The 20,761-nt window shown below is 60.8% G+C and carries 25 protein-coding genes; 8 read left to right on the top strand and 17 right to left on the bottom strand.

Annotation, left to right across the window (positions count from 1 at the left end; genetic code table 11):
* The first annotated feature begins 3 nt into the window (after window positions 1–3).
* Window positions 4–657 (top strand): leucyl/phenylalanyl-tRNA--protein transferase, encoded by a 654-nt coding sequence (locus GKR99_16225; protein NKB29006.1) that lies wholly within the window; start codon window positions 4–6, stop codon window positions 655–657.
* On the opposite strand, the gene GKR99_16220 is transcribed toward GKR99_16225, so the two are convergent.
* From GKR99_16220 to GKR99_16200, 5 genes are all read right to left on the bottom strand, one after another.
* On the bottom strand, window positions 621–1,061 hold the full coding sequence (locus GKR99_16220) for a DUF2155 domain-containing protein (GenBank protein NKB29005.1): 441 nt from the start codon (window positions 1,059–1,061) through the stop codon (window positions 621–623). The genes GKR99_16225 and GKR99_16220 overlap by 37 nt on opposite strands.
* 26 nt (window positions 1,062–1,087) lie before the next feature.
* The gene (mlaD, locus tag GKR99_16215; GenBank protein ID NKB29004.1) at window positions 1,088–1,540 is read right to left on the bottom strand and encodes an outer membrane lipid asymmetry maintenance protein MlaD; all 453 of its coding nucleotides are present in this window, start codon (window positions 1,538–1,540) and stop codon (window positions 1,088–1,090) included.
* A gap of 3 nt (window positions 1,541–1,543) precedes the next feature.
* The gene (locus GKR99_16210; GenBank protein ID NKB29003.1) at window positions 1,544–1,927 is read right to left on the bottom strand and encodes an NADH:ubiquinone oxidoreductase subunit NDUFA12; all 384 of its coding nucleotides are present in this window, start codon (window positions 1,925–1,927) and stop codon (window positions 1,544–1,546) included.
* Window positions 1,928–2,010: 83 nt separating this feature from the next.
* The gene (gene clpX, locus GKR99_16205) at window positions 2,011–3,273 is read right to left on the bottom strand and encodes an ATP-dependent Clp protease ATP-binding subunit ClpX (protein ID NKB29002.1); all 1,263 of its coding nucleotides are present in this window, start codon (window positions 3,271–3,273) and stop codon (window positions 2,011–2,013) included.
* A 152-nt stretch (window positions 3,274–3,425) separates the two neighbouring features.
* Window positions 3,426–4,055 carry an ATP-dependent Clp protease proteolytic subunit gene (locus GKR99_16200; protein NKB29001.1) on the bottom strand — a complete coding sequence of 210 codons (630 nt, stop codon included), beginning with the start codon at window positions 4,053–4,055 and terminating at the stop codon, window positions 3,426–3,428.
* Window positions 4,056–4,213: 158 nt separating this feature from the next.
* On the opposite strand from GKR99_16200, the gene GKR99_16195 reads away from it, so the two are divergent.
* The 3 genes from GKR99_16195 to GKR99_16185 all read left to right on the top strand — a co-directional run bounded on the left by GKR99_16195 (window position 4,214) and on the right by GKR99_16185 (window position 5,192).
* Window positions 4,214–4,522 (top strand): metalloregulator ArsR/SmtB family transcription factor, encoded by a 309-nt coding sequence (locus tag GKR99_16195; GenBank protein NKB29000.1) that lies wholly within the window; start codon window positions 4,214–4,216, stop codon window positions 4,520–4,522.
* Window positions 4,523–4,531: 9 nt separating this feature from the next.
* Complete coding sequence (locus GKR99_16190; GenBank protein NKB28999.1) at window positions 4,532–4,681, top strand: hypothetical protein; 150 nt, start codon at window positions 4,532–4,534, stop codon at window positions 4,679–4,681.
* Window positions 4,682–4,817: 136 nt separating this feature from the next.
* Window positions 4,818–5,192, top strand: coding sequence for a hypothetical protein (locus tag GKR99_16185; protein ID NKB28998.1), 375 nt, complete (start codon window positions 4,818–4,820; stop codon window positions 5,190–5,192).
* An 82-nt stretch (window positions 5,193–5,274) separates the two neighbouring features.
* On the opposite strand, the gene glpK is transcribed toward GKR99_16185, so the two are convergent.
* From glpK to GKR99_16160, 5 genes are all read right to left on the bottom strand, one after another.
* Window positions 5,275–6,774 carry a glycerol kinase GlpK gene (glpK, locus tag GKR99_16180; GenBank protein ID NKB28997.1) on the bottom strand — a complete coding sequence of 500 codons (1,500 nt, stop codon included), beginning with the start codon at window positions 6,772–6,774 and terminating at the stop codon, window positions 5,275–5,277.
* Between the two features lie 48 nt (window positions 6,775–6,822).
* Window positions 6,823–8,391 (bottom strand): glycerol-3-phosphate dehydrogenase, encoded by a 1,569-nt coding sequence (locus tag GKR99_16175; protein ID NKB28996.1) that lies wholly within the window; start codon window positions 8,389–8,391, stop codon window positions 6,823–6,825.
* 99 nt (window positions 8,392–8,490) lie between these two features.
* Window positions 8,491–8,706, bottom strand: a complete 216-nt coding sequence (locus tag GKR99_16170; protein ID NKB28995.1) for a hypothetical protein — start codon at window positions 8,704–8,706, stop codon at window positions 8,491–8,493.
* Complete coding sequence (locus GKR99_16165; GenBank protein NKB28994.1) at window positions 8,703–9,287, bottom strand: GNAT family N-acetyltransferase; 585 nt, start codon at window positions 9,285–9,287, stop codon at window positions 8,703–8,705. Before GKR99_16165 ends, GKR99_16170 begins: the two co-directional genes overlap by 4 nt.
* A 44-nt stretch (window positions 9,288–9,331) precedes the next feature.
* Entirely contained in the window at window positions 9,332–10,780 is a 1,449-nt protein-coding gene (locus GKR99_16160; GenBank protein NKB28993.1) for an AMP-binding protein, read from the bottom strand.
* Window positions 10,781–10,849: 69 nt separating this feature from the next.
* On the opposite strand from GKR99_16160, the gene GKR99_16155 reads away from it, so the two are divergent.
* From GKR99_16155 to GKR99_16145, 3 genes are read left to right on the top strand one after another with little or no spacing between them, the layout of a single operon-like run.
* Window positions 10,850–11,137: a PqqD family peptide modification chaperone gene (locus GKR99_16155; protein ID NKB28992.1), complete on the top strand. Its 288-nt coding sequence runs from the start codon at window positions 10,850–10,852 to the stop codon at window positions 11,135–11,137.
* Window positions 11,091–11,567: a hypothetical protein gene (locus GKR99_16150; GenBank protein NKB28991.1), complete on the top strand. Its 477-nt coding sequence runs from the start codon at window positions 11,091–11,093 to the stop codon at window positions 11,565–11,567. Before GKR99_16155 ends, GKR99_16150 begins: the two co-directional genes overlap by 47 nt.
* Window positions 11,564–12,595, top strand: coding sequence for a hypothetical protein (locus tag GKR99_16145; GenBank protein ID NKB28990.1), 1,032 nt, complete (start codon window positions 11,564–11,566; stop codon window positions 12,593–12,595). Before GKR99_16150 ends, GKR99_16145 begins: the two co-directional genes overlap by 4 nt.
* Here GKR99_16145 and GKR99_16140 read toward each other — a convergent pair.
* From GKR99_16140 to GKR99_16120, 5 genes are all read right to left on the bottom strand, one after another.
* Window positions 12,587–13,522 (bottom strand): hypothetical protein, encoded by a 936-nt coding sequence (locus tag GKR99_16140; protein NKB28989.1) that lies wholly within the window; start codon window positions 13,520–13,522, stop codon window positions 12,587–12,589. The two genes, GKR99_16145 and GKR99_16140, sit on opposite strands and share 9 nt — an antisense overlap.
* Window positions 13,276–14,178 carry a hypothetical protein gene (locus GKR99_16135; protein NKB28988.1) on the bottom strand — a complete coding sequence of 301 codons (903 nt, stop codon included), beginning with the start codon at window positions 14,176–14,178 and terminating at the stop codon, window positions 13,276–13,278. Before GKR99_16135 ends, GKR99_16140 begins: the two co-directional genes overlap by 247 nt.
* Window positions 14,179–14,360: 182 nt before the next feature.
* Window positions 14,361–14,645, bottom strand: a complete 285-nt coding sequence (locus GKR99_16130; protein ID NKB28987.1) for a hypothetical protein — start codon at window positions 14,643–14,645, stop codon at window positions 14,361–14,363.
* Complete coding sequence (locus GKR99_16125) at window positions 14,642–15,553, bottom strand: SPFH/Band 7/PHB domain protein (protein NKB28986.1); 912 nt, start codon at window positions 15,551–15,553, stop codon at window positions 14,642–14,644. The genes GKR99_16130 and GKR99_16125 overlap by 4 nt, the downstream gene beginning before the upstream one ends.
* Before the next feature lie 58 nt (window positions 15,554–15,611).
* Complete coding sequence (locus GKR99_16120) at window positions 15,612–15,911, bottom strand: hypothetical protein (protein NKB28985.1); 300 nt, start codon at window positions 15,909–15,911, stop codon at window positions 15,612–15,614.
* 145 nt (window positions 15,912–16,056) lie between these two features.
* On the opposite strand from GKR99_16120, the gene GKR99_16115 reads away from it, so the two are divergent.
* Window positions 16,057–17,310 (top strand): DNA polymerase IV, encoded by a 1,254-nt coding sequence (locus GKR99_16115; GenBank protein ID NKB28984.1) that lies wholly within the window; start codon window positions 16,057–16,059, stop codon window positions 17,308–17,310.
* 249 nt (window positions 17,311–17,559) lie between these two features.
* On the opposite strand, the gene GKR99_16110 is transcribed toward GKR99_16115, so the two are convergent.
* Both GKR99_16110 and GKR99_16105 read right to left on the bottom strand, forming a co-directional pair.
* Window positions 17,560–19,701, bottom strand: coding sequence for a hypothetical protein (locus GKR99_16110; protein ID NKB28983.1), 2,142 nt, complete (start codon window positions 19,699–19,701; stop codon window positions 17,560–17,562).
* 132 nt (window positions 19,702–19,833) lie between these two features.
* On the bottom strand, window positions 19,834–20,694 hold the full coding sequence (locus tag GKR99_16105) for an N-formylglutamate amidohydrolase (protein ID NKB28982.1): 861 nt from the start codon (window positions 20,692–20,694) through the stop codon (window positions 19,834–19,836).
* Window positions 20,695–20,761: the final 67 nt, after the last annotated feature.

Below are 20,761 nucleotides of genomic sequence, written 5' to 3'. Positions count from 1 at the left end.
CAAGTGTCCCGCGATGATGCCCCATCGGTGACGCCCGAACTTCTGCTGCACGCCTATGCCAGCGGCGTGTTTCCGATGTCGGAAAGCCGCGACGATCCAACGCTGTTCTGGGTTGATCCAGACCGGCGCGGCGTCTTGCCCCTGGATGGTTTCTATCTGTCACGCTCGTTAAGACGGACGCAGCGGCGCGACACCTATGCGATCAGTTACAACACGGCTTTCGCCGCCGTGGTCGACGGCTGCGCGGACCGTGATGATACCTGGATCAACGCCACTATCCGCGCCCTGTACCTGGAATTGCATCAGCGCGGCGCGGCGCATTCTGTCGAAGTCTGGAAAGGCGGCGATCTGGTTGGCGGCGTCTATGGCGTCACCCTTGGTGCCGCGTTTTTCGGGGAATCAATGTTTTCAACCGCGCGGGATGCGTCGAAGGTGGCGCTGGCGCATCTGGTGGACCGGCTGAACCGCTGCGGTTTTACCTTGCTTGATACGCAGTTCATCACCCCGCATCTGGCCAACCTTGGCGCGGTTGAAATCAGCCGCGAGGCTTATCACCGGCGTCTGGCCGCAGCACTTCGCAGTCACGCGGTGTTTGACGCGACCTTACCCGCAGCGTCAGGTCAGGACGTTGTGCAGCGCATCACCCAGACGTCATAACGCGCGTGATCCAACGCGCTGAGCGCGGGCGAATCTGCCACCATCCAGCCCCGGAATGCGGGGGAGGTTTCACCAGCGTCATAAACCTCAAGATAGGCGAAGGCATTGCCCGACGGGTTGTTGACCGGATAGCGGCATTCCCCCAGCACAACGTCGATCCGTCCCACCGTGGCGGTACGCCCGGTCGCAACCGAGACATCTTCGACAGCGCCCGAAATCTTGTCGAGGGTTCGCAGGACTGCACCGGATGCATTCGCCACACGCCCCGCCTCGGCCCGCGATGTAATGACGTCGCCAATCACCGATGTCGGATCAAAACGTTCCAGTTCGTCATCCAAAAGCTCTTCGGTGATCACACCCAATGTGCCATCGCTCTGCGCCAGAACCGGCAAGGGCAGTGCCATCAACAGGACAAGGGCGCGCCAGAATTTCATTCCGAGTCCCCTCCGCTGACGAATTTCAACAGCAGGTTAATCAGGCTGATGCTGGATTGGGTATCCTCAATCTCATCACCGGCCTGCAAATTGTCCAGCATACCACCCGGCAGAAGCTCGATATAGTTGCCGCCAAGCAGCCCTTCCGAGGCGACGATAACAGCCGTATCAACCGGCAGGTCGACCCCATCGCGGATGGCGAAAGTCGCGTCGGCGCGAAATGTTTCGGCGTTCAGTTCCAGATCACTGACGGCGCCGATCTTTACCCCCGCCAATCGCACATCGGTGCCAATCTGCACGCCCTCGATCGAACGGAAAGACGCGGTCAGCGGATAGGAACCAGACGGCCCGCCGCCGATCCCTGCGGTCTGCGCCGTATAGAACAGGAACCCGGCCGCCACCGCGATGACAACGCCCCCGGTCAGCAGTTCTGTCACATCTTCGGCCATGGGTTACTCCGGTTGCCACGCCTCATAGTCGGCACGATCCGCAGGGGCCGCGCGCCGGATTGACCCGGCCGGCGCATAGGCGGCTGCCGATCCGGTCAGATTCGCCTGATGCGGCTGCTCCCATGATTTGTGGGGCAGCGGCTTGTCGGTCGGCAATTCGTCAAAGGTGCGATGCAGCCAGCCGTGCCAGTCGGGCGACACGCGGCTCGCCTCAGGCTCTCCGTTATAGATCACCCAGCGGCGCTGACCGTTCTTGGAGGTGTAGAAGACGTTCCCGGCGGCATCTTCGCCGACCTTGCGGCCCTTCATGGCGGTGAACAGCGACGTGCCCAACGTTGATCCGTTCCACCAGGTGGCCAGACGCAGAACTGATTTGATGATGCCCATGTCAGACCCTTGCCGATTGCTGTGTCAGATATGGCGCAGCCGGACCAGAAGGTCCAGTCAATCCCGGACCACCTGCGCGGCAATCAGCCCGCGCTGGCGCTTTCCTTGTCAGCCTCGACGTGGATCATCAGGGGTGACGCGTCCGAGGTCACGGCCTCGACGTTCACGACGACTTCCTTGACGCTTTCCTGCCCCGGCAGATCAAACATCGTATCCAGCAGAATATCTTCCATGATCGAGCGCAGACCGCGCGCGCCAGTCTTGCGATCAATCGCCCGCTTGGCGATGGCAACCAGCGCATCATCGGTGAAGTTGAGGTCGGTATCCTCAAGCTCAAACAACCGCTGATATTGTTTGACCAGCGCGTTTTTCGGCTTGGTCAGAATGGTGACCAGCGCATCTTCGTCCAGATCCTCAAGCGTGGCGATCACCGGCAGGCGGCCGACGAATTCCGGGATCAGACCGAATTTCAACAGGTCTTCGGGTTCCAGATCCTTGAAATATTCGCCAACGCTTTTGTCGGTTTCGTCACGCACATCCGCACCAAACCCCATCGCCGACCCCTTGCCACGCTGGGCAATGATCTTGTCGAGACCGGCAAATGCACCGCCGCAAATGAACAGGATATTGGTCGTATCCACCTGCAGAAATTCCTGCTGCGGATGCTTGCGCCCACCTTGCGGCGGGACCGAGGCAACCGTGCCTTCCATGATCTTCAGCAGCGCTTGCTGAACGCCCTCACCCGATACATCCCGCGTAATCGACGGGTTGTCGGACTTGCGCGTGATCTTGTCGACCTCATCAATATAAACGATGCCGCGCTGTGCGCGTTCGACGTTGTATTCTGATGCCTGAAGCAATTTCAGAATGATATTCTCGACATCTTCGCCCACATAACCAGCCTCGGTCAGTGTGGTCGCATCGGCCATTGTGAACGGCACATCCAGAATCCGCGCCAGCGTCTGTGCCAGCAGCGTCTTGCCGCAGCCCGTCGGGCCGATCAGCATGATATTGGATTTCGCCAGTTCAATGTCCGACTTGTCAGCGTGATTCAGCCGCTTGTAGTGGTTGTGGACCGCAACACTCAGTACCCGTTTCGCGTGGGCCTGCCCGATCACGTAATCGTCCAGAACATCGCAGATCTCGGTCGGCGTCGGCACACCATCGCCGGACTTCAGGCCCGATGCCTTGGTTTCCTCGCGGATGATGTCCATGCACAGTTCGACGCATTCATCGCAGATGAACACCGTCGGCCCGGCGATGAGTTTCCTCACCTCATGCTGAGATTTGCCGCAAAACGAACAATAGAGGGTGTTCTTGCTGTCACCGCCCGACTGGTTTGCCATCGCCTACATCCTTTGAAAACCGCCGCAGACACGGCAAAATTTCGGGCCAGAAACACTGCTGCCAAGCCTAAGACAGCGCAAAGTCGGACACAATGCGAAAGTGCACTGCATCCGATGCAGTTGCTGCAACGGCAGTTTGTGCTTGGAATCGCTTATTTTGTATCGTCTTCAAGCTTGCCGCGGTTCTCGACGATCTCGTCAATGTGACCCCATTCCAGCGCCTCTTGCGGGGTCATGAAACGATCCCGTTCCAGTGCTTTTTCGACGTTTTTCATCGTCTGACCGGTATGCTTGACGTAGATGCTGTACAGCCGCTCACGCAGTTTCATGGTGTTTTCCGCGTGAATCAGAATGTCGGAGGCTTGCCCCTGAAAACCGCCCGAAGGCTGGTGCACCATGATCTGCGCATTGGGCAGCGAAAACCGCATGCCCTTTTCGCCCGCCATCGACAGAAGCGATCCCATCGAGGCCGCCATTCCCATCACGAGGGTCGAGACTTTGGGCTTGATGTACTGCATCGTGTCATAGATCGACAGCCCGCTGGTCACCACACCACCGGGAGAGTTGATGTACATGCTGATTTCCTTGGACGGGTTCTCCGCCTCAAGATGCAACAGCTGCGCAACGATCAGATGCGACATGCCATCGTGGATCGGGCCGTTGATGAACACGATCCGTTCCTTCAGCAAGCGCGAGAAGATGTCATAGGCACGTTCGCCCCGGCTGGTCTGTTCGACCACCATCGGCACAAGGTTCATGTAGGTTTCAACGGGATCTCTCATCGGGGGCCTGCCTGCGATTTGGGGTGATTTGCTAGTGTCCCAAGAATCTTAGGGTCGCGTTAAGGGGGCTGCAAGGGCAGCGCCCGATAATTTGTCTTGACCGAATCGTAAGCAATCACTTACCGTAAGTCACGCCTTACGAAAAAAAACTCGCCGCAATGGCCGATCCGACCCGCCAGGCGATCATCACCCGGCTGCGCATGGGGCCGCAGAATGTTGCCCGTCTGGCGCAGGGGTTTGCGATCAGCCGCCCGGCCATCTCGCAACATCTCAAAGTGCTCAGCGATGCGGGGCTGCTGACCGTCACACCGCAAGGCACCCGCCGCATTTATGCGCTGAACCCCGACCGGATGCGTGACATGCGCGACTGGATGAACACACTTTGGGATGACGCGCTCGACGCATTTGCGCGCGCTGCCCACGACCTTGCCAAGGCACGACCTTGCCAAGGAAGGACCCCCCGATGACCGCCCCGATTGAAAAAACCCTCGTCGTCCCGCTCAGCCGATTGTGTTGAAAAACTCCGAAATCAGAGCGTCGCGGATTTCTTGCGAAAACCTATGAAGCGAAATAGTCGGAAAGCTTTGACCACGAGACAGCGCATGGCTGCGCGTGAGCGCATGTAGGCGATTTGGGCCGACCCCCGCGCCAAAAATTTAGGATCGGGCTGCATGGAAAGAAAAATCATCGTTCAGGCCCTAAAACGGAGTTTTTCAACACAATCAGAGCCCAGATCGCGCCTTCGATCTGTTCACAGACCGCATGTCCAGTTGGTGGCCGCTCGACAAGCATTCGCTGTCCGCGGGCGACGGCAAGGTGGCCCGCGACGTGCGCATATCGCCAGAGGTCGGCGGAAACGTGACCGAGACCAAACATGACGGCACCGAAGTTGTCTGGGGCAAGGTCGTCACCTGGCAGCCCGGCAAATCCTTCGCCATGACCTGGCAATTGGACCGCCCCGAGGATGAGGTCACATACCTCACCATCAATTTCGACCCGGACGGAACCGGCACCCGCGTCACGCTGATCCACGATGGCTGGAACGCAATCCCGCAAGCCGCGCAGGCCGCCCGCAGCCATTATTCAACCGGCTGGGATTACGTCCTCTGCGACCGTTTCAAATCGGCTGCCGAATAACCTCGGAACATCATTGACCCAAAAATATCCCCGCCGGAGGCGCATCTATCAACCCGCGCTTCCGGCAGCGATGCCACACCGCTCAAACGCCCAAAGTCGCCTGAACCGCCCGCCCCCAACGATCATATTTCTCGGCCCGGGTCGCGTCATCCATCTGCGGCTCAAAATGACGCTCCAGCGCCCAGGTCTTCGCGAACCCTGCCTGATCCGGGTAAATCCCGGCGCGCATTCCGGCCAGCCAGGCGGCGCCCAGCGCGGTCGTTTCCAGCACTTCCGGCCGATCAACCGGCGCGTCGATGATGTCCGACAGGAACTGCATCGCCCAGTCAGAGGCGCTCATCCCGCCATCGACCCGCAGTGCCGATTGCGCCGCATCCCCCTGGCTGTCGGCCCAATCCGCCTGCATCGCCTCCAGCAAATCGCGGGTCTGATAGCCGACGCTTTCCAGCGCAGCCCGCGCCATCTCGGCCGGGCCCGTGGCCCGCGTCAGCCCGAAGACAGCACCCCGGCATTCCGGCTGCCAATAGGGCGCGCCCATGCCGGTAAATGCGGGTACCAGAACAACGTCCTGCCCCGCGTCGGCGCTTTCTGCCAGCGGCTGCGTTTCTTTCGCATCGGCAATGATCTGCAAGCCATCGCGCAGCCATTGCACCACCGCCCCGGCCACAAAGATCGAGCCTTCCAGCGCATAGGTCGGCACCCCGTCGAACTGATAGGCAATCGTCCCCAACAGCCGATTTTGCGAGGTTACCAGCGTATCGCCTGTGTTCAGCAACGCGAAACAGCCCGTCCCATAGGTGGATTTCAGCATCCCGGCCTGGAAACAGGCCTGCCCGACAGTCGCCGCCTGCTGATCGCCCGCCACGCCCAGAATGGGCACCTCGGCCCCAATAAGATCGGCGCCTGCCACCCCAAAGTCAGCCGCGCAATCCAGAACCTCGGGCAGCATCGCCATCGGAATACCCAACAGGTCGCAAATATCGGCGTCCCATTGTCCCGCGCGGATATTATAGAGCAGCGTGCGCGCCGCGTTGGTCGCATCCGTTACATGACGCGCGCCGCCGGTCATCTTCCAGATCAGAAAGCTGTCGACGGTGCCGAACAACAGGTCACCGGCCTCGGCTTTTCCTCTCGCGCCCTCGACCTCATCCAGCAACCACTTCAGCTTGGTGCCGGAAAAATACGGGTCCAGCAGCAGGCCGGTTTTTTCCGTGACCATCGGCTCGTGACCGGCCTCCACCAACTCTCGACACAGCGCGGCTGTACGGCGGTCTTGCCAGACGATCGCGTTATGGATCGGCGCACCGGTGGTCTTGTCCCAGACCACCACGGTTTCGCGTTGGTTGGTAATGCCGATGGCGGCAATGTCCGTCGCGGCCAACCCGGCCTTGTCCAGCGCCGCACGACAGGTCGACTGCACCGTTGACCACAGATCACCGGGATCATGCTCGACCCAGCCCGAGGCCGGGAAGTGCTGTTCGAACTCCTCCTGCGCCGAGGCGACGATTTTCAGATCAGCGTCGAACACGATGGCCCGGCTGGATGTGGTTCCCTGATCTATCGCCAGAATATGATTGGCCATCTTGTCCTCCGCCATGTCATCGGAAAATCCGCCCTGGCGCGCCCGCTGTCAACGCCGCGCGTCACGCATCCAATCGCCCAACTGTGCAATCTGATCCGCGCTCATCCGCAGCCCCCGCTTGGTGCGCCGCCAGACCACATCCGCAGCACCTTTGGCAAATTCATGCGTCATCAGCCAGCGGACTTCGGCCTCGGTGATTGTACCGCCGAAATCACGACCAAGATCGGCATCCGAAGTCGCCTTGCCCAGCATCGCCCAGGCATCCGTGCCGTAGACCCGGATCAAGCGGTTCACGCGCTCACTGCCAAGAAACGGATATTCCTCCAGCAGTTTCGCGCGCAGCGCCGCCACACCATCCACCGGGAAATCCCCGCCCGGCAAGGGCACTCGCGCCGTCCAGCCCGCCTGCGGGAACCCCATCTGCTTTGCCAGTTTTTCCAACGCATGCTCGGCGAGTTTCCGATAGGTCGTGATCTTGCCGCCAAAGACGTTCAGCAGCGGCGCAGGCCCGTCCGTGTTCAGCGACAACACATAATCCCGCGTTGCCGCCGTCGCCGATTTCGCCCCGTCATCATAAAGCGGCCGCACCCCGGAATAGGTCCACACCACATCGTCCGGCACAACCGGCACCTTCAGATAGCCCGAGACGAAATTACACAGATACGCGACCTCGGCTTCGGTAATCTCGACCGGGCCCGGCGGCCCCTCCTGATCCTGGTCGGTGGTGCCGATCAGGGTGAATTCATCCTCATAGGGTATCGCAAAGATGATCCGCCCGTCGGTGCCCTGGAAGAAATAGCAGCGGTCATGATTATAAAGCTTCGACACAACGATATGACTGCCCCGCACCAGCCGCACGCCCTCGGTCGAGTTGATGCGCACCGTGTTGCGGATCACGTCCTCGACCCACGGCCCCCCCGCATTGACCAACGCGCGGGCGCTCAGCGTTTCGGCGCTGCCATCTTCGTGCTGCAGCGTGACCTGCCACAGGTCGCTCACACGTTCGGCCGCAGTGACCTTGGTGCGCGTCATAACCCGTGCGCCGCGCTCTGCCGCGTCCCGCGCGTTCAGTGACACCAGCCGCGAATCCTGGATCCAGCAGTCGGAATACTCATAGGCTTTGACGAATTGATCCTGCAGCGGCGCACCAGCAGGATCGCTGCGCAGGTTCAGCGTTTTCGTCGCGGGCAGGATTTTTCGCCCGCCCAGATGGTCATAAAGGAACAGCCCCGCCCGGATCATTGCACCGGGGCGACGCCCCTTTAACCAGGGCATCACGACCGACAGCATCCGCGATACCGGCGTCTCCCCCTCGAACCGCATGTCCTTGTGATAGGGCAGGACAAAGCGCATCGGCCAGGCGATATGCGGCATCGCAACCAGCAGATTCTCACGCTCGATCAGCGCCTCACGGACCAGCCGGAATTCAAGGTATTCCAGATACCGCAAACCGCCATGAAACAACTTGGTCGAAGCGGAAGACGTGGCTGATGCAAGATCGTTCATTTCGGCCAGTGCAACACTCAGGCCGCGACCGGCGGCGTCACGTGCGATGCCACAGCCGTTGATGCCGCCACCGATGATGAAGATGTCAACCGGATCCGTCATTTCGGCCATGCGGCGGGTCACCTACTAAAGATTTCGTAAAAGACACCCCAATCCATGACCCAGCTGCCTTGCGGTGTCCAGCAAGGACACGACGGACGATTGCGGAAATCACTCATCAAGGCAGGCCGCCACATCCGACACAGTCCCGATCGAGACGATCTGTTCGGGCGAAAGCTGCTGCCCGCGCGCAGCCTCGATCGCCAGAACGATGTGCATATGGCCCAGGCTGTCCCACTCGGCCAGCGTGGCAATTCCATCGGTCGGCGCGACACCATCGCGGCCCAGCGCCCCGGCCACCAGGGCTTGCGCGGCGTCGACGCTCATGCCGCGCCCCGCTTGTGCCAATTGTCTTCCATCATCTCGAACAGCAGATGATCGGCCGGGGCGCCTTCAGCCGTGCTCCAGATACATTGGTGGAAGGTTCCGACATGGTCGAAACCAAGTTTGCGATAGTTGAAGATCGACGCGAAATTCCGTCCCTCAACCTGGCCCTGAATGCGCCCCACACGATCACTTTCGAATAGATGAGGAATAACGCGTCCGCGCACTTCGACCACCACGCCTTTGCCCCACCAGTCACGATTATGAATCAAGACCGCCAGATGGGCAGTCCGATAATTGCGCAGCTGCACCGATTCGACCCCGATCGCGTGGTCCGAGCCATGCGGGAATATCCCGTATGTGAACCGCGTTCGCCCGTTTGGCTTTGCCATCCGCCGAAACAATCGCCATTGCGACCCCCGCAAAGGCGCCGCCGTGATCGCGCTTGCCAGTTCGGGATCGTCCAGCCAGTTGTTTGCACCAAGCCGCCAGGCCTGCCACAGGCTGAGCGGGCGCAACTCGAACCTGTCGGTCTGCAGCGCCTGATCAAAGTGCAGGTCACGGGGTTTGTTTATCCAGCTCATCGGTCAGTCTGTTGCTTTCGAAGCCAGCAGGGCCGCTGACCCAACTATCCGGTGTCCAGAACCAGATCGCGCGTCGCATCCCGCATGAGTTTACCACGATCATTTCGCACAAGCGTATCGAGAATGGCAATCCGTGACGGAACGGCCTCGGCCCGGACTTCGCCGCGACACCAATCGCGCAGCGCATCCGCGGGCAGGTCCGCATCCTTGCGCATGACGACGGCGGCGCCGACCGCTTCGCCTGACACCGGATCGGGCAAGGCAAAGGCTGCAGCTTCGATCACATCGGGGTGGCGCTCCAGCATCTGCTCGATCTCTTCGGCCAGAATTTTGACGCCGCCCCGGTTGATCAGCGACTTCAACCGCCCTTTCAGCGTCAGACCCGCGTCGTCCAATTCCCCCAGGTCACAGGTGCGAAGCCAGCCATCGAAAAAGGCGGCCTCGGTCGCATTCGGATCGCCCCAGATGCCAGCCATGCAGGCGTCGCTGCGCAACAGAACCTCTCCTGTACCGGATACGTGGATCACTCCAGCCTCATCAAGAACGGCCATATCCCCCAGCCAGGGGCGGCCAACGAAGCCGGTTTTCCCGGCCGCCTGATCCAGACCCGCGCCGCCAACCCAGTTTGCGGTTTTGGTCAACCCGTACATGTTCAGAACGTTGCGCGTTCCGGACCAGTCCGCGATACCCTGCCAAAGTTCCGCACTCAGCACTTCCGAACCGACGTGTACCTGTTTCAGCGCCGTTCCGGGCGGCTGGGACAGGCGCAGTGCCATCCTCCAGAAACTCGGAACCGCGCTGAGGAACCCGGCCTGTGTCTGATCCAGAACGTCGCCCAATTGCGCCACTTCGCCAAGCGCGGGCGTCGGCCACAAGATGACATGACCGCCCGCCGCCAGTGGCGTCATGATTGTCCCGATCAGCCCGTGCCCGAAAAACACAGGCAGGACGGACAATGTACGCGCTAACGTCGGCGCGCCGATTTGCGAGCCATTGCTGTGAACCCGCGCAAACAGCGCGCTAAGCGTCAGCGTGATACCCTTCGGCACGCCGGTGGTTCCCGATGTCATCAGGATCAACGCCGGATCGTGCGGTTCAAGTGGCTCCATTGTTGCGGCTGAAGTGCCGCCCAGATCATCGTCGGTATCCAGCCAAAGGGCCGCGCCAGTCGCCGCGGTCACGCGGTGCCGCTCAGCCGCGACAATCGCGGGATTGACCAGCACCGCAATCAAACCGGCCCGCCAACAGGCAAACAGCGCGACGATCACGGCCAGCGGATCAGCCACTGCGATCACAACCCGATCACCGCGCTGGCAGCCGTTTTGCAGCAATCCGGCTGCACAGGCTTGCGACCGCGCCAACAGCGCATCGCGATCCAGCGCGCGCCTGGTGCGATGGTCGCTCAGCCGGCAACCGGGGCCCAGCAAGCCTTCAATTCCCGTATTCAGCGTCACAGCATCCCGATCCGAAACCTTTGATTGAACGCCAACCATATTGGGTGCGTTTGTGACTGGCCAGACGCAAGGGGCTTGGATAAGTTCCCGCCGACAAGGAGACCCGCAATGACCCAGATCGCCGAAACCTCGGTTCTCAGCCTTTCGCCAAGTGCCACGATGCGCGCGGTCGGCGAAACGGGCGTCGTTCTGATGACGACAACGGGCGAGATTTACACCTGCAACGAAACGGCGATGGATTTTCTTGGTCGACTGGATGGAACGTCAAGCCTGTCTGACATCGCCACCCGGATGACGGATGATTTTGAGGTTACGCCGGACATCCTGATCCCGGATCTGATCGAGATGATTGCACCGCTGGCCAAGGACGGCGTTGTCGTCGGCGCAGGTGCCTGAGGGATCCGGTCAATTGCCCTTCGCGCGCCGCATCGCGTTGGGATGGGACATCTGGCTGGACGCGCGCAAACTGCCCTATCAGATCGGCGACACGGACCTGAGCGTTGCGCTGGCTTGGGCCGATGTTGCACCTGACCCGCGCTGGAACGGTGTCAGCGCTGACTTCATCGTCCGCCGGGTGCGCCGTTCGGTCAAACACCCGATCCTGATGCGGCATCGCCGTTGCATGCGTGGCGGGCTGCTGGGTTTCAAGTACCTGCGCAAGGCAGGGTTTGATCCGGTGCTCAAATTCGCATTGGTCGAAAAATCGCTTGCCACTGAAAAGCTGGATGCCCATTGCTGGGTCTGTCTGAATGACACGCCGGTGATCAGCGACCGTGAGGACGGCATGACCGACCTGATGGAATTCCCGAGGCCCACACCTGCATGACCGCCCCCGAACGATTGCCTGTCCGTGCCCGATTTGATCTGGTTAACGCAACACTCGATGTGTGTGGTCCGCCCGATTGGGCCGCCGCCGTCTATGACGGCATGTTGCAGCCGCACGATCCGGCAACGCAAGCTTCTGTCGCGATGACCCTGACGCTTAGGCGCGGTGCGCCGATGGCCCCGGACGCGGGCGCAGATCTGCTGCACGATGGTTTTGGCGAAGATGGCAAACCGGTGGCCGTTTACAATGCCGGTTCAGTGACCTGGTTCATTCAACCCGGCCTAGTCTCGCTAAAAGTGGATGAGGCGTCCGGAACGGCCGAGATCGTGCTGATCGACCAGGCGCGCATGTCCGACAGCTTCAATATGTCGATGCATGTGCTGGATTCAGCCATCGCGCTGACCGGGCAAACGCTGGTTCATGCCGCCTGCCTGGCGGATCTTGCAGGCAAGACCTATAGGTTGATCTTCGCGCCCAGCGGCACCGGCAAGACGACGACAACTCTGTCATTGGCGCACGCCGGGCACGCGATGGCCAACGACGATGCCGCCGTCCTGTCAGGCACCGAAGGCGGCGGCGGATTGTCCGTCTGGGGGTTGGCCCGCGATCCGAATGTGCACCGCAAGACCGTCGCGATGCTGCCCTGGCTTGATGGTCTGGCGGATTGGTCCAGACGTGAGGAACGTTCGGTGCCCCTCGCAAAGCTCGCCGATCACATGCCAATCTCGCCCCATGTCCGCCGTCCCGTCGGGGCGGTATTCTCATTGGCGCGCGGGGCAGGCCCTGATGCCGAGGCGCGTGAGATTCCGCCTGCCGAGGCATTGGCGCGGCTGGTGTCGGACAATGTGCGCCACAGCGCGCAGGGGCTTGGAGCCCGCGACCTTGCCGCACTTGATCGCCTGACCGAGTTGATCCGAACGGTTCCGGCCTATGAGTTGCTGGTTCCCGAAGGCGCCGATGGCCTGGCATCCGCGGCAAAGGTGTTTGGTGCGACGCTGGCCAAGGCGACGCCGCACCGCTCAATCTGATCCGGCTTGGATGGATCGCAGCCCGGTCAACGGATCACTGCGCCTAAGCGCCAATTTGTTGCGGTGCTGCTGAAGCGCGATGGCGGCCAAATTGCGCCCGGTCGCCTCAATCCGCGCATCGGCGCAATCAAACCTCAGCCGGTTTGCAGTGGCGCCGGTCGGCGGGCCCATGCGCCGCAGGATCTGCGGAAGCGCGAATTCGCCCGTCGGTGTCTTCAGCGTCCGACGCCGACGAGAACCGGCCAGCAACAGGCGAGAGATTGCCAACAACCGCTCGGCGGGCCAATCGGACCTCAGATCAGTCAGGGTGTCGTGTTTGCTGTGCCAATGGCCAGGCGGCTGGTGGTGCGGCGTCACTGCCCCTGACAGCCAACCGGAAAGATCATCGCGAACCAGTTGATACATCGCGCTGCCCATCGCCACCCGCATCGTCGGCTGGTCACGCCACAACGGCAGCGGCAGCGGAATCTTTGCGATGATCGGGCCATCATCGAAAACCTCGCTCATCAGGTGCAGCGTGGCACCCCCGGCTTTTTCGATATCGCCAGCCATGATCATGCCGTTGATCGGGTCCGGACCGCGATACAGCGGCAGCAGTGCCGGGTGAATATTGACGCCACCAAGGCGCGCCAGTGAAAGATGGCTGGCCGGAAACTTCCGCATCCAGATCGAAGAAATGATCAGATCCGGCTTAAGCCTTTCCAGCAAGTTCGTAGTCGCGCCCTCGTGCCCGGGGACCGGGACAAAGTGAACCTCGGCATCTGGCGCATTCCGCCTGAGGATACCGGCAGTGGACCAGATTGATCCTGGCCGGTCGTACCTAAGGGAGCGTTGGACGCGGCGCCGCGTCGGTGCAGGAAACACCGCCGCAACGATCCGATTTCCCGAATCCAGCCAGCCTGCCAGCGCAGGCGCTGAGTGTGAAATTTATGCCCAAGCGCCCCATGCGCCACTGCCGTCAGAAACAGGGCCGTCGCAGACCCGGGCCCAAGCGACATCAGTTCGCCATGACCAAGCCGCACCCGTCGGCGCAGGCCCGGATAATGAACCAGATCGCCATGCAACTCGATCAGAAGATTTGGGTCTGCATCGCTGATCCATTTCTGTTCCTGATTGGCCTCGGACCGGTCGAACCGATCCTTCACATGCTGATACAGACCAAGATCGGTCAGGATTTCGCCAATTGCATCAAAGTCGTCTGGGCTGGCTACAATATCAATGTCGGTGAAAGGGCGATCAGCCGGGTCGGGATAAAGGCGTTCGGCAAAGACCGGTCCTTTGACGATTATCGGGTCAACCCCGCGGCTGGAAAAGGCAGCGCGCAATCCCGGAAGCAGCGATTCCAGGCGCAGCGTCATGGCCGTCAGCCCTTCGACCTCGGCCACCAACTCGGGTGCCAGCGCTGCCAGACGCGCACCGCCTATCTTTCGATACAGGATCGTCGAAACATTATGCGATGACGCCATCTTCGCCAGCTCGGGAATATCGGCATCCGACACCTTTTCGGTTGCAGCAACGGGATCCGCCAGCCGACAGAACAGATCGTCCAGATCCCGCGTCGCCCTGCCATTGATGCCTGCCATTATTCGCCTGTTCGATTGTGCGCCCCGGGCGGACCCTAAAAGCAGAGTCTGCGGGCGGCAACCGTTCGACCGATCCCGCGCGGCTTGCGGGCGCGCGGGAATGCCGCGACAGTCTGATCCTGACGATGGTGGTGGTGCTGCCAAATACCGGCGGGTGCGAACCGCCCGAGGCGACCTGTCCGTCAGTCGTTAATGTCGCTTTCCCAGACTTTCACGCTGCCCGTACGCAGCCGAAAAAACCGCCGCAGAACCAGCCAGGATACCAGGGAACACGCCGCGAAAATCACCAGTGTCCACGGAAGCGAATTCGCCATGAAGGCGGCCAGCGGCCAATCAATCGCGAAGGCCCCACCGACAAGCGCCGCCCCAATCGCGAAACCCAGGAAAATCTGCGTCGGCATCAGAACTTCCAGAATTGCCAGCCCCAGCGCCACCGCGCCCCAGGTCCACCAGGTTGCCCAGATCATTTGTTCCCCCGCAGCAGTTTGAACGCATCGCCAAAGGCATCGATCGCGGCCGAGGGGATGACAACAGTCTGCTTACCCTCACCGTCACCCAATGCGGCCAGCGCCTCGACCTGTTTCAGCGCCACCTGATACTGCGCCGCTTCCAGTCCGTTGGCCTGAATGGCGGCCGCCACAACGCCGGTTGCATAGGCTTCCGCGTCGGACTGAACCCGCCGCGCCTTGGCGGCCTGTTCGGCGGCGTAAAGCTCGGCGTCCGCATTCAGTTCCACCGCACGCTTTTCACCTTCGGCCCGGGTCACTGCAGCACGCCGTTCACGTTCCGCATTCAACTGCTGAAGCATCGCATCACGCGTCGCCTGATCCAGATTGACGTCAAGGATTTCGGCGCGCGTCACCTCAATCCCCCAGTCGTCGACGGCATCCTCAACCAGAGACTTGATCTGCACGATCAACTGTGCGCGGTTCGACTGAACCTCGTCCAGCTCCATCTTGCCGATCTCAGCCCGCACAATCCCGGCGACAGTCGTGGCAATCGCCGCATCCACGTCGCGAATGCGATACACCGTCTTTTCCGGCTCGATAATGCGGTAAAACACGCTGGTTTCCACCTGTACCAACACGTTGTCGGCAGTGATGGCATCCTGACTGTGTGTCGGCAACTGACGCTCGAGAATCGAGATTTTATGCGCAACCCGGTCCAGAAACGGGACGATAAAGTTGATCCCCGGCCCAAGCACGCTGCGCAATCGCCCGAAGCGTTCCACGACGAATTTCATCGACTGCGGCACGATTCGCACGCCCAGCAGGATTCGCACGCCCAGCAGAACGCTGATGATGATCAGCGCGGCCAGCAGCAACAGAACGATGTTCTGGCCAAGGAAATTCAACAGGATGTCTTCGATGTTCATGCAATTCTCCCAAAACTATCGGCATTCACATGGGGTATGAGCGAGCGAATTTAAAGGGTTAGCCCAAAACCACCCGTTGCGGTGCGCTGTTTTTGACACGCCCGATTTCGCCCGAAACCTCCATGTTCAGCTTGACGGTTGTCAGGTGCCAGCCAAGCGATCCAAGGCGATTTCGGTCTTCAGGATCGATCCTGTCACGCACCGCGTCCTTCAGTTCAGCCAAGGTCAGACCATCGTCGCCAGACCCGTCCAAAGTCGCCAAAATTGCGCTGCGCAGCAGATCATATTTCCACTTCGCAATCCGCGTCGTGCCCGGGCGGTCCTGGTTCGGTGTATGGCATTCGATTTTCTGTTCCATCGCAAAGCCTTTCATCCGGCCAGCAGCCTAGCGAAATATCGCAAAATGCGAAAGCGCGACCCGATCATTGACCCGATCATTTGCATGTCACCAACCACACGCCGCCCTCTGGGCGCGCCGCGCGATATTCGGTAAACTGGTCCCCATGCCGAGCCTTTGTCGAGATTGCCTGACCCCTTTCGATCAGGCCGCCCGCTGCCCCAGCTGCCGCAGCCCGCGCATCCTTTCGCACCCGGAACTGTTCAGTCTGACCATCGCCCATATGGACTGCGACGCATTCTATGCTTCGGTCGAAAAGCGCGACGACCCCAGTTTGCGCGACAAACCCGTCATCGTCGGTGGCGGACGGCGCGGCGTCGTCACCACGGCTTGCTACATCGCCCGGATCAAGGGCGTGCGTTCGGCCATGCCGATGTTCCAGGCGCTGAAGCTTTGCCCCGAAGCGACGGTCGTCAAAGGCCGGATGAGCGCTTATGTCGAAGCCTCCAAGGCGATCCGCGCGATGATGGACGAATTGACGCCCGTCGTCGAACCGCTCAGCCTTGACGAAGCGTTCATGGACCTCAGCGGGACCGAAAAACTGCACGGCGCGCCGCCTGCCGTGATGCTGGCGCGGCTGGTGAACCGGATGCAGGACGAGTTGGGCCTTGGCGGATCCATCGGCCTTTCCCACAACAAGTTTCTGGCCAAGGTCGCCAGTGACCTTGATAAACCGCGCGGATTTTCGATCATCGGCAAAGGCGAAACCCACGACTTCCTGACCCAAAAACCAGTCCGCATGATCTGGGGCATCGGTCCCGCCGCGCAGGCCAACCTAGAGCGCGTCGGCATCCGCACCTTCGCCGACCTAAGACGGTGGGAGCGTAAGGACCTCGGCGCGCGGTTCGGGGCAATGGGCGACCGCCTCTGGCACCTCGCACGGGGCGAAGATCGCCGCCGCGTGTCGGCCAATGCGCCGGTCAAGGGCATCTCGAACGAAACGACCTTCTTCGAGGATACCGCGAACCCGGACATCCTCGATGGCCACATCTGGCGACTGTCCGAAAAGATCGCCGACCGCGCCAAGGCGAAGGACAAGGCCGGGCGGATCGTGACGCTGAAACTGAAGCGCGCCAACCACACATCGCTGACCCGCCGCACCAGCCTGGGCGACGCCACCCAGGTTGCGGACCGAATATATCGCACGGCGCGGCACCTGTTCGATCGGGTCGGCGAAGAAGGCCCCTACAGGTTGATCGGTGTCGGGCTCAGCGATCTGGTCAGCGCGACCGAGGCTGACATCTCGGGCGACCTGCTGGACCCCCAGGCCGGTCAGCGGGCGCAGGCCGAACGGGCCGCTGACGCAATCAGGGCCCGTTTCGGAAAGGATGCAATCGTGAAAGGCCGCGCGCTGCGTTAAAGCAGTTCGCGTTTAACCTGAATCAGAGTTCTCCGCCTCTCAATCGGCAAGTTGCTGATTTAGAACGCGATTTCTGATATGCGATGTCTCAAGTAAAACGCGAACCGCTATAGATGCGCGTGACCGTGTTTCACGACAAATCGCGCAGATGCGGCCAACCCCACCGCTGACCGACGTCAACCGTCGTCTTTTCGCCAAAAAAACTCCGGGGGGTCTTGGGGGGCTGCCCCCCCAAGCCGGCAAGCCCACTCAGTGAACCAGCAGTCGCGCTTCGTACTGTTTCAGGCACATGCGCGCCGTCGACCCATAAGCTCCCAGATCAGCGGCCAGTTCCGGGAACAGGTCCAGCACTTCGTCGCGGGCCGCCTGTTCCAGCGCCCCCATTCCGACAGTCCCGGGATGAAAGCTCTCGGATTCTGCGCCATCGGCGAAAACGATCTGGTGGCTGTCGAACAGCATGTGGAAATACTCGACCTCGCCACCGGTTTCAGCAAACACACCATCCCAGTTCGTCAGATGTTTGGCGGCGACCAGAACCTCATCCTCGCCAAACAACAATTGCGCCTGTGCCCCGCGAATCAGCATCCTGTGTTGCGGCGACACCCGCAAATCACGGGTATTCCCAAGCACCCCGGCGCGCATCACAATCGGGGCAAGCCGAGTTTCGGCCAAAACCACGCGAGATCCGATCCAGCGCAGCGGCTGCATCCCATGATCCAGCGTGGCAACCATCTGTCCGGGCTGAAGGTCTTCTATGGCAACCTCGCCCCTGTCCGTCAGGATGTTGGTACCGCGAGCGAAACAGATGATTTCCTCGATGCCGGTGAAGGTGACGATTGTGCCATCCAGCAATTCGCCGTACCCGCTAAGCCCGCCCGCCGCATCGTCCGTTTCGGTGTAGACGATCGAACCCAGGACCAGCTGTCCGTTGAAGTCGAGGATGTCATAGTCGCTATCGTCGTCGGCTTCGCCGCCGTGAATCGCAATGGCCCCGCCGCCACCGATCAGCTGGTCGGGGTTGATTATGAAAGTATCGTCACCGTCGTTGTTGTTGCCGCCGACGCCGTCACCGGCTGAATAGTCACCAACGGCGATGTCTCCGCTACCGACATAAATCGTGTCGTCGCCGCCTTCGCCAAAGACCGTGTCGGACCCATGTCCGGCATCAATCGTGTCATCGCCATCGCCCGCTTTGACAATGTCATCCCAGGACCCTTCGGCCACGGCTTCGAAATGAATGTCGGTGACCCAGGCCCATTGCTGGGAATTTGCGGCCGAATTGTCATAGTCGATTTCAATACGTGCCACTGGTCCGGCAATTTCGACAAGAACGGACCCGCCGATTTCGTCAGGATTGTCCGAACCGACGCCGGTGACCTGGTTTGAATCCGCACCAGCACCGATTGTGTCGTCGCCATCAGCGGTCAGGACCACTTCGATTTCATTGCCGTTTTCGTCGTAAGCGCGCACCCGGATGATATCCGTCCAGCTGCCGATATCGACGTCGTTCAGCCGGAACGTGACGTTCTGGACCATATCTTCGAAGCCCGAGCCGGTGACGGACGCGAACTCTATCGTCGTGGTTGCGGTTTGCGTTGACCCGGCACCACCGTCCAGAAACAGCGACGAATCGGGGTCAAAAGGCTCACCGCCCGCAACGTATTGAGAATTGTCATCGTCATCGACTTCGGCGACATCCAATCCGCCGTCGTCAGTAATCGTCACCGTGACTTCGATGCCGCCGACGTCTACGGCTGCGTTGGCACCTTCAAGATTGTCCCCGTCACCGCCAAAATCATCGATCCACGACAGGTTCAAGGCGGTCGGTGCCGGCGAACTGTCGACCATGTCGCCTTCCGGATCTCCGGTATAGTCGACATCTATCGTGTTGTCGGTGCCATCCCCCGACACGACATCCACATCGTTGACGGATGCATCGTAGTCGGCGAAAGAAAAGTTTGCGTCGCCGGGGTTGTTTCCCGGATTGCCGTCATGGGCCAGAGTCTCGTAATCACGGCCAACCACCAGCGGCACTTCTGACAAGGTATAGCGACCAGCCGCGTCGCCCCCAATGACACGCAGCATGACAACTTCGAAAATTTCCAGGGTGACGGTGTCCTGCACCGTCCAGGTTCTTTCGTTTTGGACAGCGCCGCCAAAGGACGTGTCACCATCAACCGTGACATTGCCTGTGGTTCCCGACTCGTCAAAAACCCCGCTGCCGTTGTCATCTGTCAGAACATAGGCGCCCGCACCAATGTCGGCATCGTCGATGACCGCGATCCCCGTCGCAACAGCGGGTCCGTTATAGGTGCTAATCCCACCGACAGTGTTCGTGAAATTGCCGCCACCGGGATTCTGGTCATAAAATCGGACTGTATAAGTAGGCAACCAACAACTCCGGCAACGCAACAAGATGGATGGCCCTGCAATAGCAGCGCCCGGTGCGATTAAACCCGGAAAATGAGGATTCTATGGCGCGATTCCGCCCCAATGTTGTGAAATGTGCAACAATTTGGCTGGTTATTCGGCGGCGACTGCAACCTCGGCGCGACCTATTGCGCAGATCTCGGCGACCACTCCGCTGACCAACCGTCGCATATCGTCGAACCGCGCGTTCGGCTCGACCCGCGCTTCGTGCATATAAAGGCTGCGATCAATCTCGATCTGGACCGCATGCTGCCCGGCGCGCGGTCTGCCGTATTTCTGGGTGATGAAGGCCCCCGCAAATGGCGCGTTTCTGGCAACCTTCAGCCCGGCGGCCGAAAACGCCGCCTCGATCCGCTCGACGATGGCGCCGTCTGATGCGGCCCCGAACCTGTCGCCCAAGACAACGTCAGGGCGGTCCCGATGCGCACCGCACGCCGCTTCGATCGCCTCATGCGGCATCGAGTGGCAGTCAATCAGGATCGCTTGACCGAATTGTGCCAGGCTTTCATCCAGCAGCCCCTGCAACGCGGCGTGATAGGGGTGCCAGACATCGGCGATACGCGCCTCGGCCTCGGCCCGATTCAGCTTGCCCGAATAGATCGCGCGCCCGCTGGCCACCACCCGCGGCACCACCCCAAGGCCCGAGTTCACGCGCGGGTTCGGCGCGCCCCGCGCCATCCCTTCGATCAACGCGGGGTCCAGCTCATCCTCGGCCCGGTTCAGATCGACCCAGGCGCGCGGTGCCAGCGCCGCCAGCAGCGGCGCACCCAAACGCGGGGCTGCGCCAAACAGCAGGTCAACAAAGGCATCCTCGGAACTGCGCAGCAACCGTGTCGGCAGGACCGAGCGGCGCAAAAACCGCGCCGGATAGTCGCGCCCGGAATGGGGCGAGGCAAACACAACCGCCGTAGTGCGGTCCTGCGGCAACGTCAGGGTATAGGCAGGCTTGGGCATACCAGCTCCAACATTCGTCGCCTCACTCTAACATATGGTGGCATCATTGCACTCAAAACCCCTTGAA

The organism is Paracoccaceae bacterium (assembly GCA_012103375.1).
GTDB lineage: Bacteria > Pseudomonadota > Alphaproteobacteria > Rhodobacterales > Rhodobacteraceae > WLWX01.
Note: the sequence above shows the minus strand (reverse complement) of the source record. Positions and strands in the feature narration are given on the sequence as shown.

What these genes read in the sequence shown, in the direction of transcription:
- GKR99_16220 (NKB29005.1), bottom strand. Translation starts at nt 1,061, where the DNA reads ATGGCACTGCCCTTGCCGGTTCTGGCGCAGAGCGATGGCACATTGGGT.
- mlaD (NKB29004.1), bottom strand. Translation starts at nt 1,540, where the DNA reads ATGGCCGAAGATGTGACAGAACTGCTGACCGGGGGCGTTGTCATCGCG.
- GKR99_16210 (NKB29003.1), bottom strand. Translation starts at nt 1,927, where the DNA reads ATGGGCATCATCAAATCAGTTCTGCGTCTGGCCACCTGGTGGAACGGA.
- clpX (NKB29002.1), bottom strand. Translation starts at nt 3,273, where the DNA reads ATGGCAAACCAGTCGGGCGGTGACAGCAAGAACACCCTCTATTGTTCG.
- GKR99_16200 (NKB29001.1), bottom strand. Translation starts at nt 4,055, where the DNA reads ATGAGAGATCCCGTTGAAACCTACATGAACCTTGTGCCGATGGTGGTC.
- GKR99_16195 (NKB29000.1), top strand. Translation starts at nt 4,214, where the DNA reads ATGGCCGATCCGACCCGCCAGGCGATCATCACCCGGCTGCGCATGGGG.
- GKR99_16185 (NKB28998.1), top strand. Translation starts at nt 4,818, where the DNA reads ATGTCCAGTTGGTGGCCGCTCGACAAGCATTCGCTGTCCGCGGGCGAC.
- glpK (NKB28997.1), bottom strand. Translation starts at nt 6,774, where the DNA reads ATGGCCAATCATATTCTGGCGATAGATCAGGGAACCACATCCAGCCGG.
- GKR99_16175 (NKB28996.1), bottom strand. Translation starts at nt 8,391, where the DNA reads ATGGCCGAAATGACGGATCCGGTTGACATCTTCATCATCGGTGGCGGC.
- GKR99_16170 (NKB28995.1), bottom strand. Translation starts at nt 8,706, where the DNA reads ATGAGCGTCGACGCCGCGCAAGCCCTGGTGGCCGGGGCGCTGGGCCGC.
- GKR99_16165 (NKB28994.1), bottom strand. Translation starts at nt 9,287, where the DNA reads ATGAGCTGGATAAACAAACCCCGTGACCTGCACTTTGATCAGGCGCTG.
- GKR99_16160 (NKB28993.1), bottom strand. Translation starts at nt 10,780, where the DNA reads ATGGTTGGCGTTCAATCAAAGGTTTCGGATCGGGATGCTGTGACGCTG.
- GKR99_16155 (NKB28992.1), top strand. Translation starts at nt 10,850, where the DNA reads ATGACCCAGATCGCCGAAACCTCGGTTCTCAGCCTTTCGCCAAGTGCC.
- GKR99_16145 (NKB28990.1), top strand. Translation starts at nt 11,564, where the DNA reads ATGACCGCCCCCGAACGATTGCCTGTCCGTGCCCGATTTGATCTGGTT.
- GKR99_16135 (NKB28988.1), bottom strand. Translation starts at nt 14,178, where the DNA reads ATGGCAGGCATCAATGGCAGGGCGACGCGGGATCTGGACGATCTGTTC.
- GKR99_16130 (NKB28987.1), bottom strand. Translation starts at nt 14,645, where the DNA reads ATGATCTGGGCAACCTGGTGGACCTGGGGCGCGGTGGCGCTGGGGCTG.
- GKR99_16125 (NKB28986.1), bottom strand. Translation starts at nt 15,553, where the DNA reads ATGAACATCGAAGACATCCTGTTGAATTTCCTTGGCCAGAACATCGTT.
- GKR99_16120 (NKB28985.1), bottom strand. Translation starts at nt 15,911, where the DNA reads ATGGAACAGAAAATCGAATGCCATACACCGAACCAGGACCGCCCGGGC.
- GKR99_16115 (NKB28984.1), top strand. Translation starts at nt 16,057, where the DNA reads ATGCCGAGCCTTTGTCGAGATTGCCTGACCCCTTTCGATCAGGCCGCC.
- GKR99_16105 (NKB28982.1), bottom strand. Translation starts at nt 20,694, where the DNA reads ATGCCCAAGCCTGCCTATACCCTGACGTTGCCGCAGGACCGCACTACG.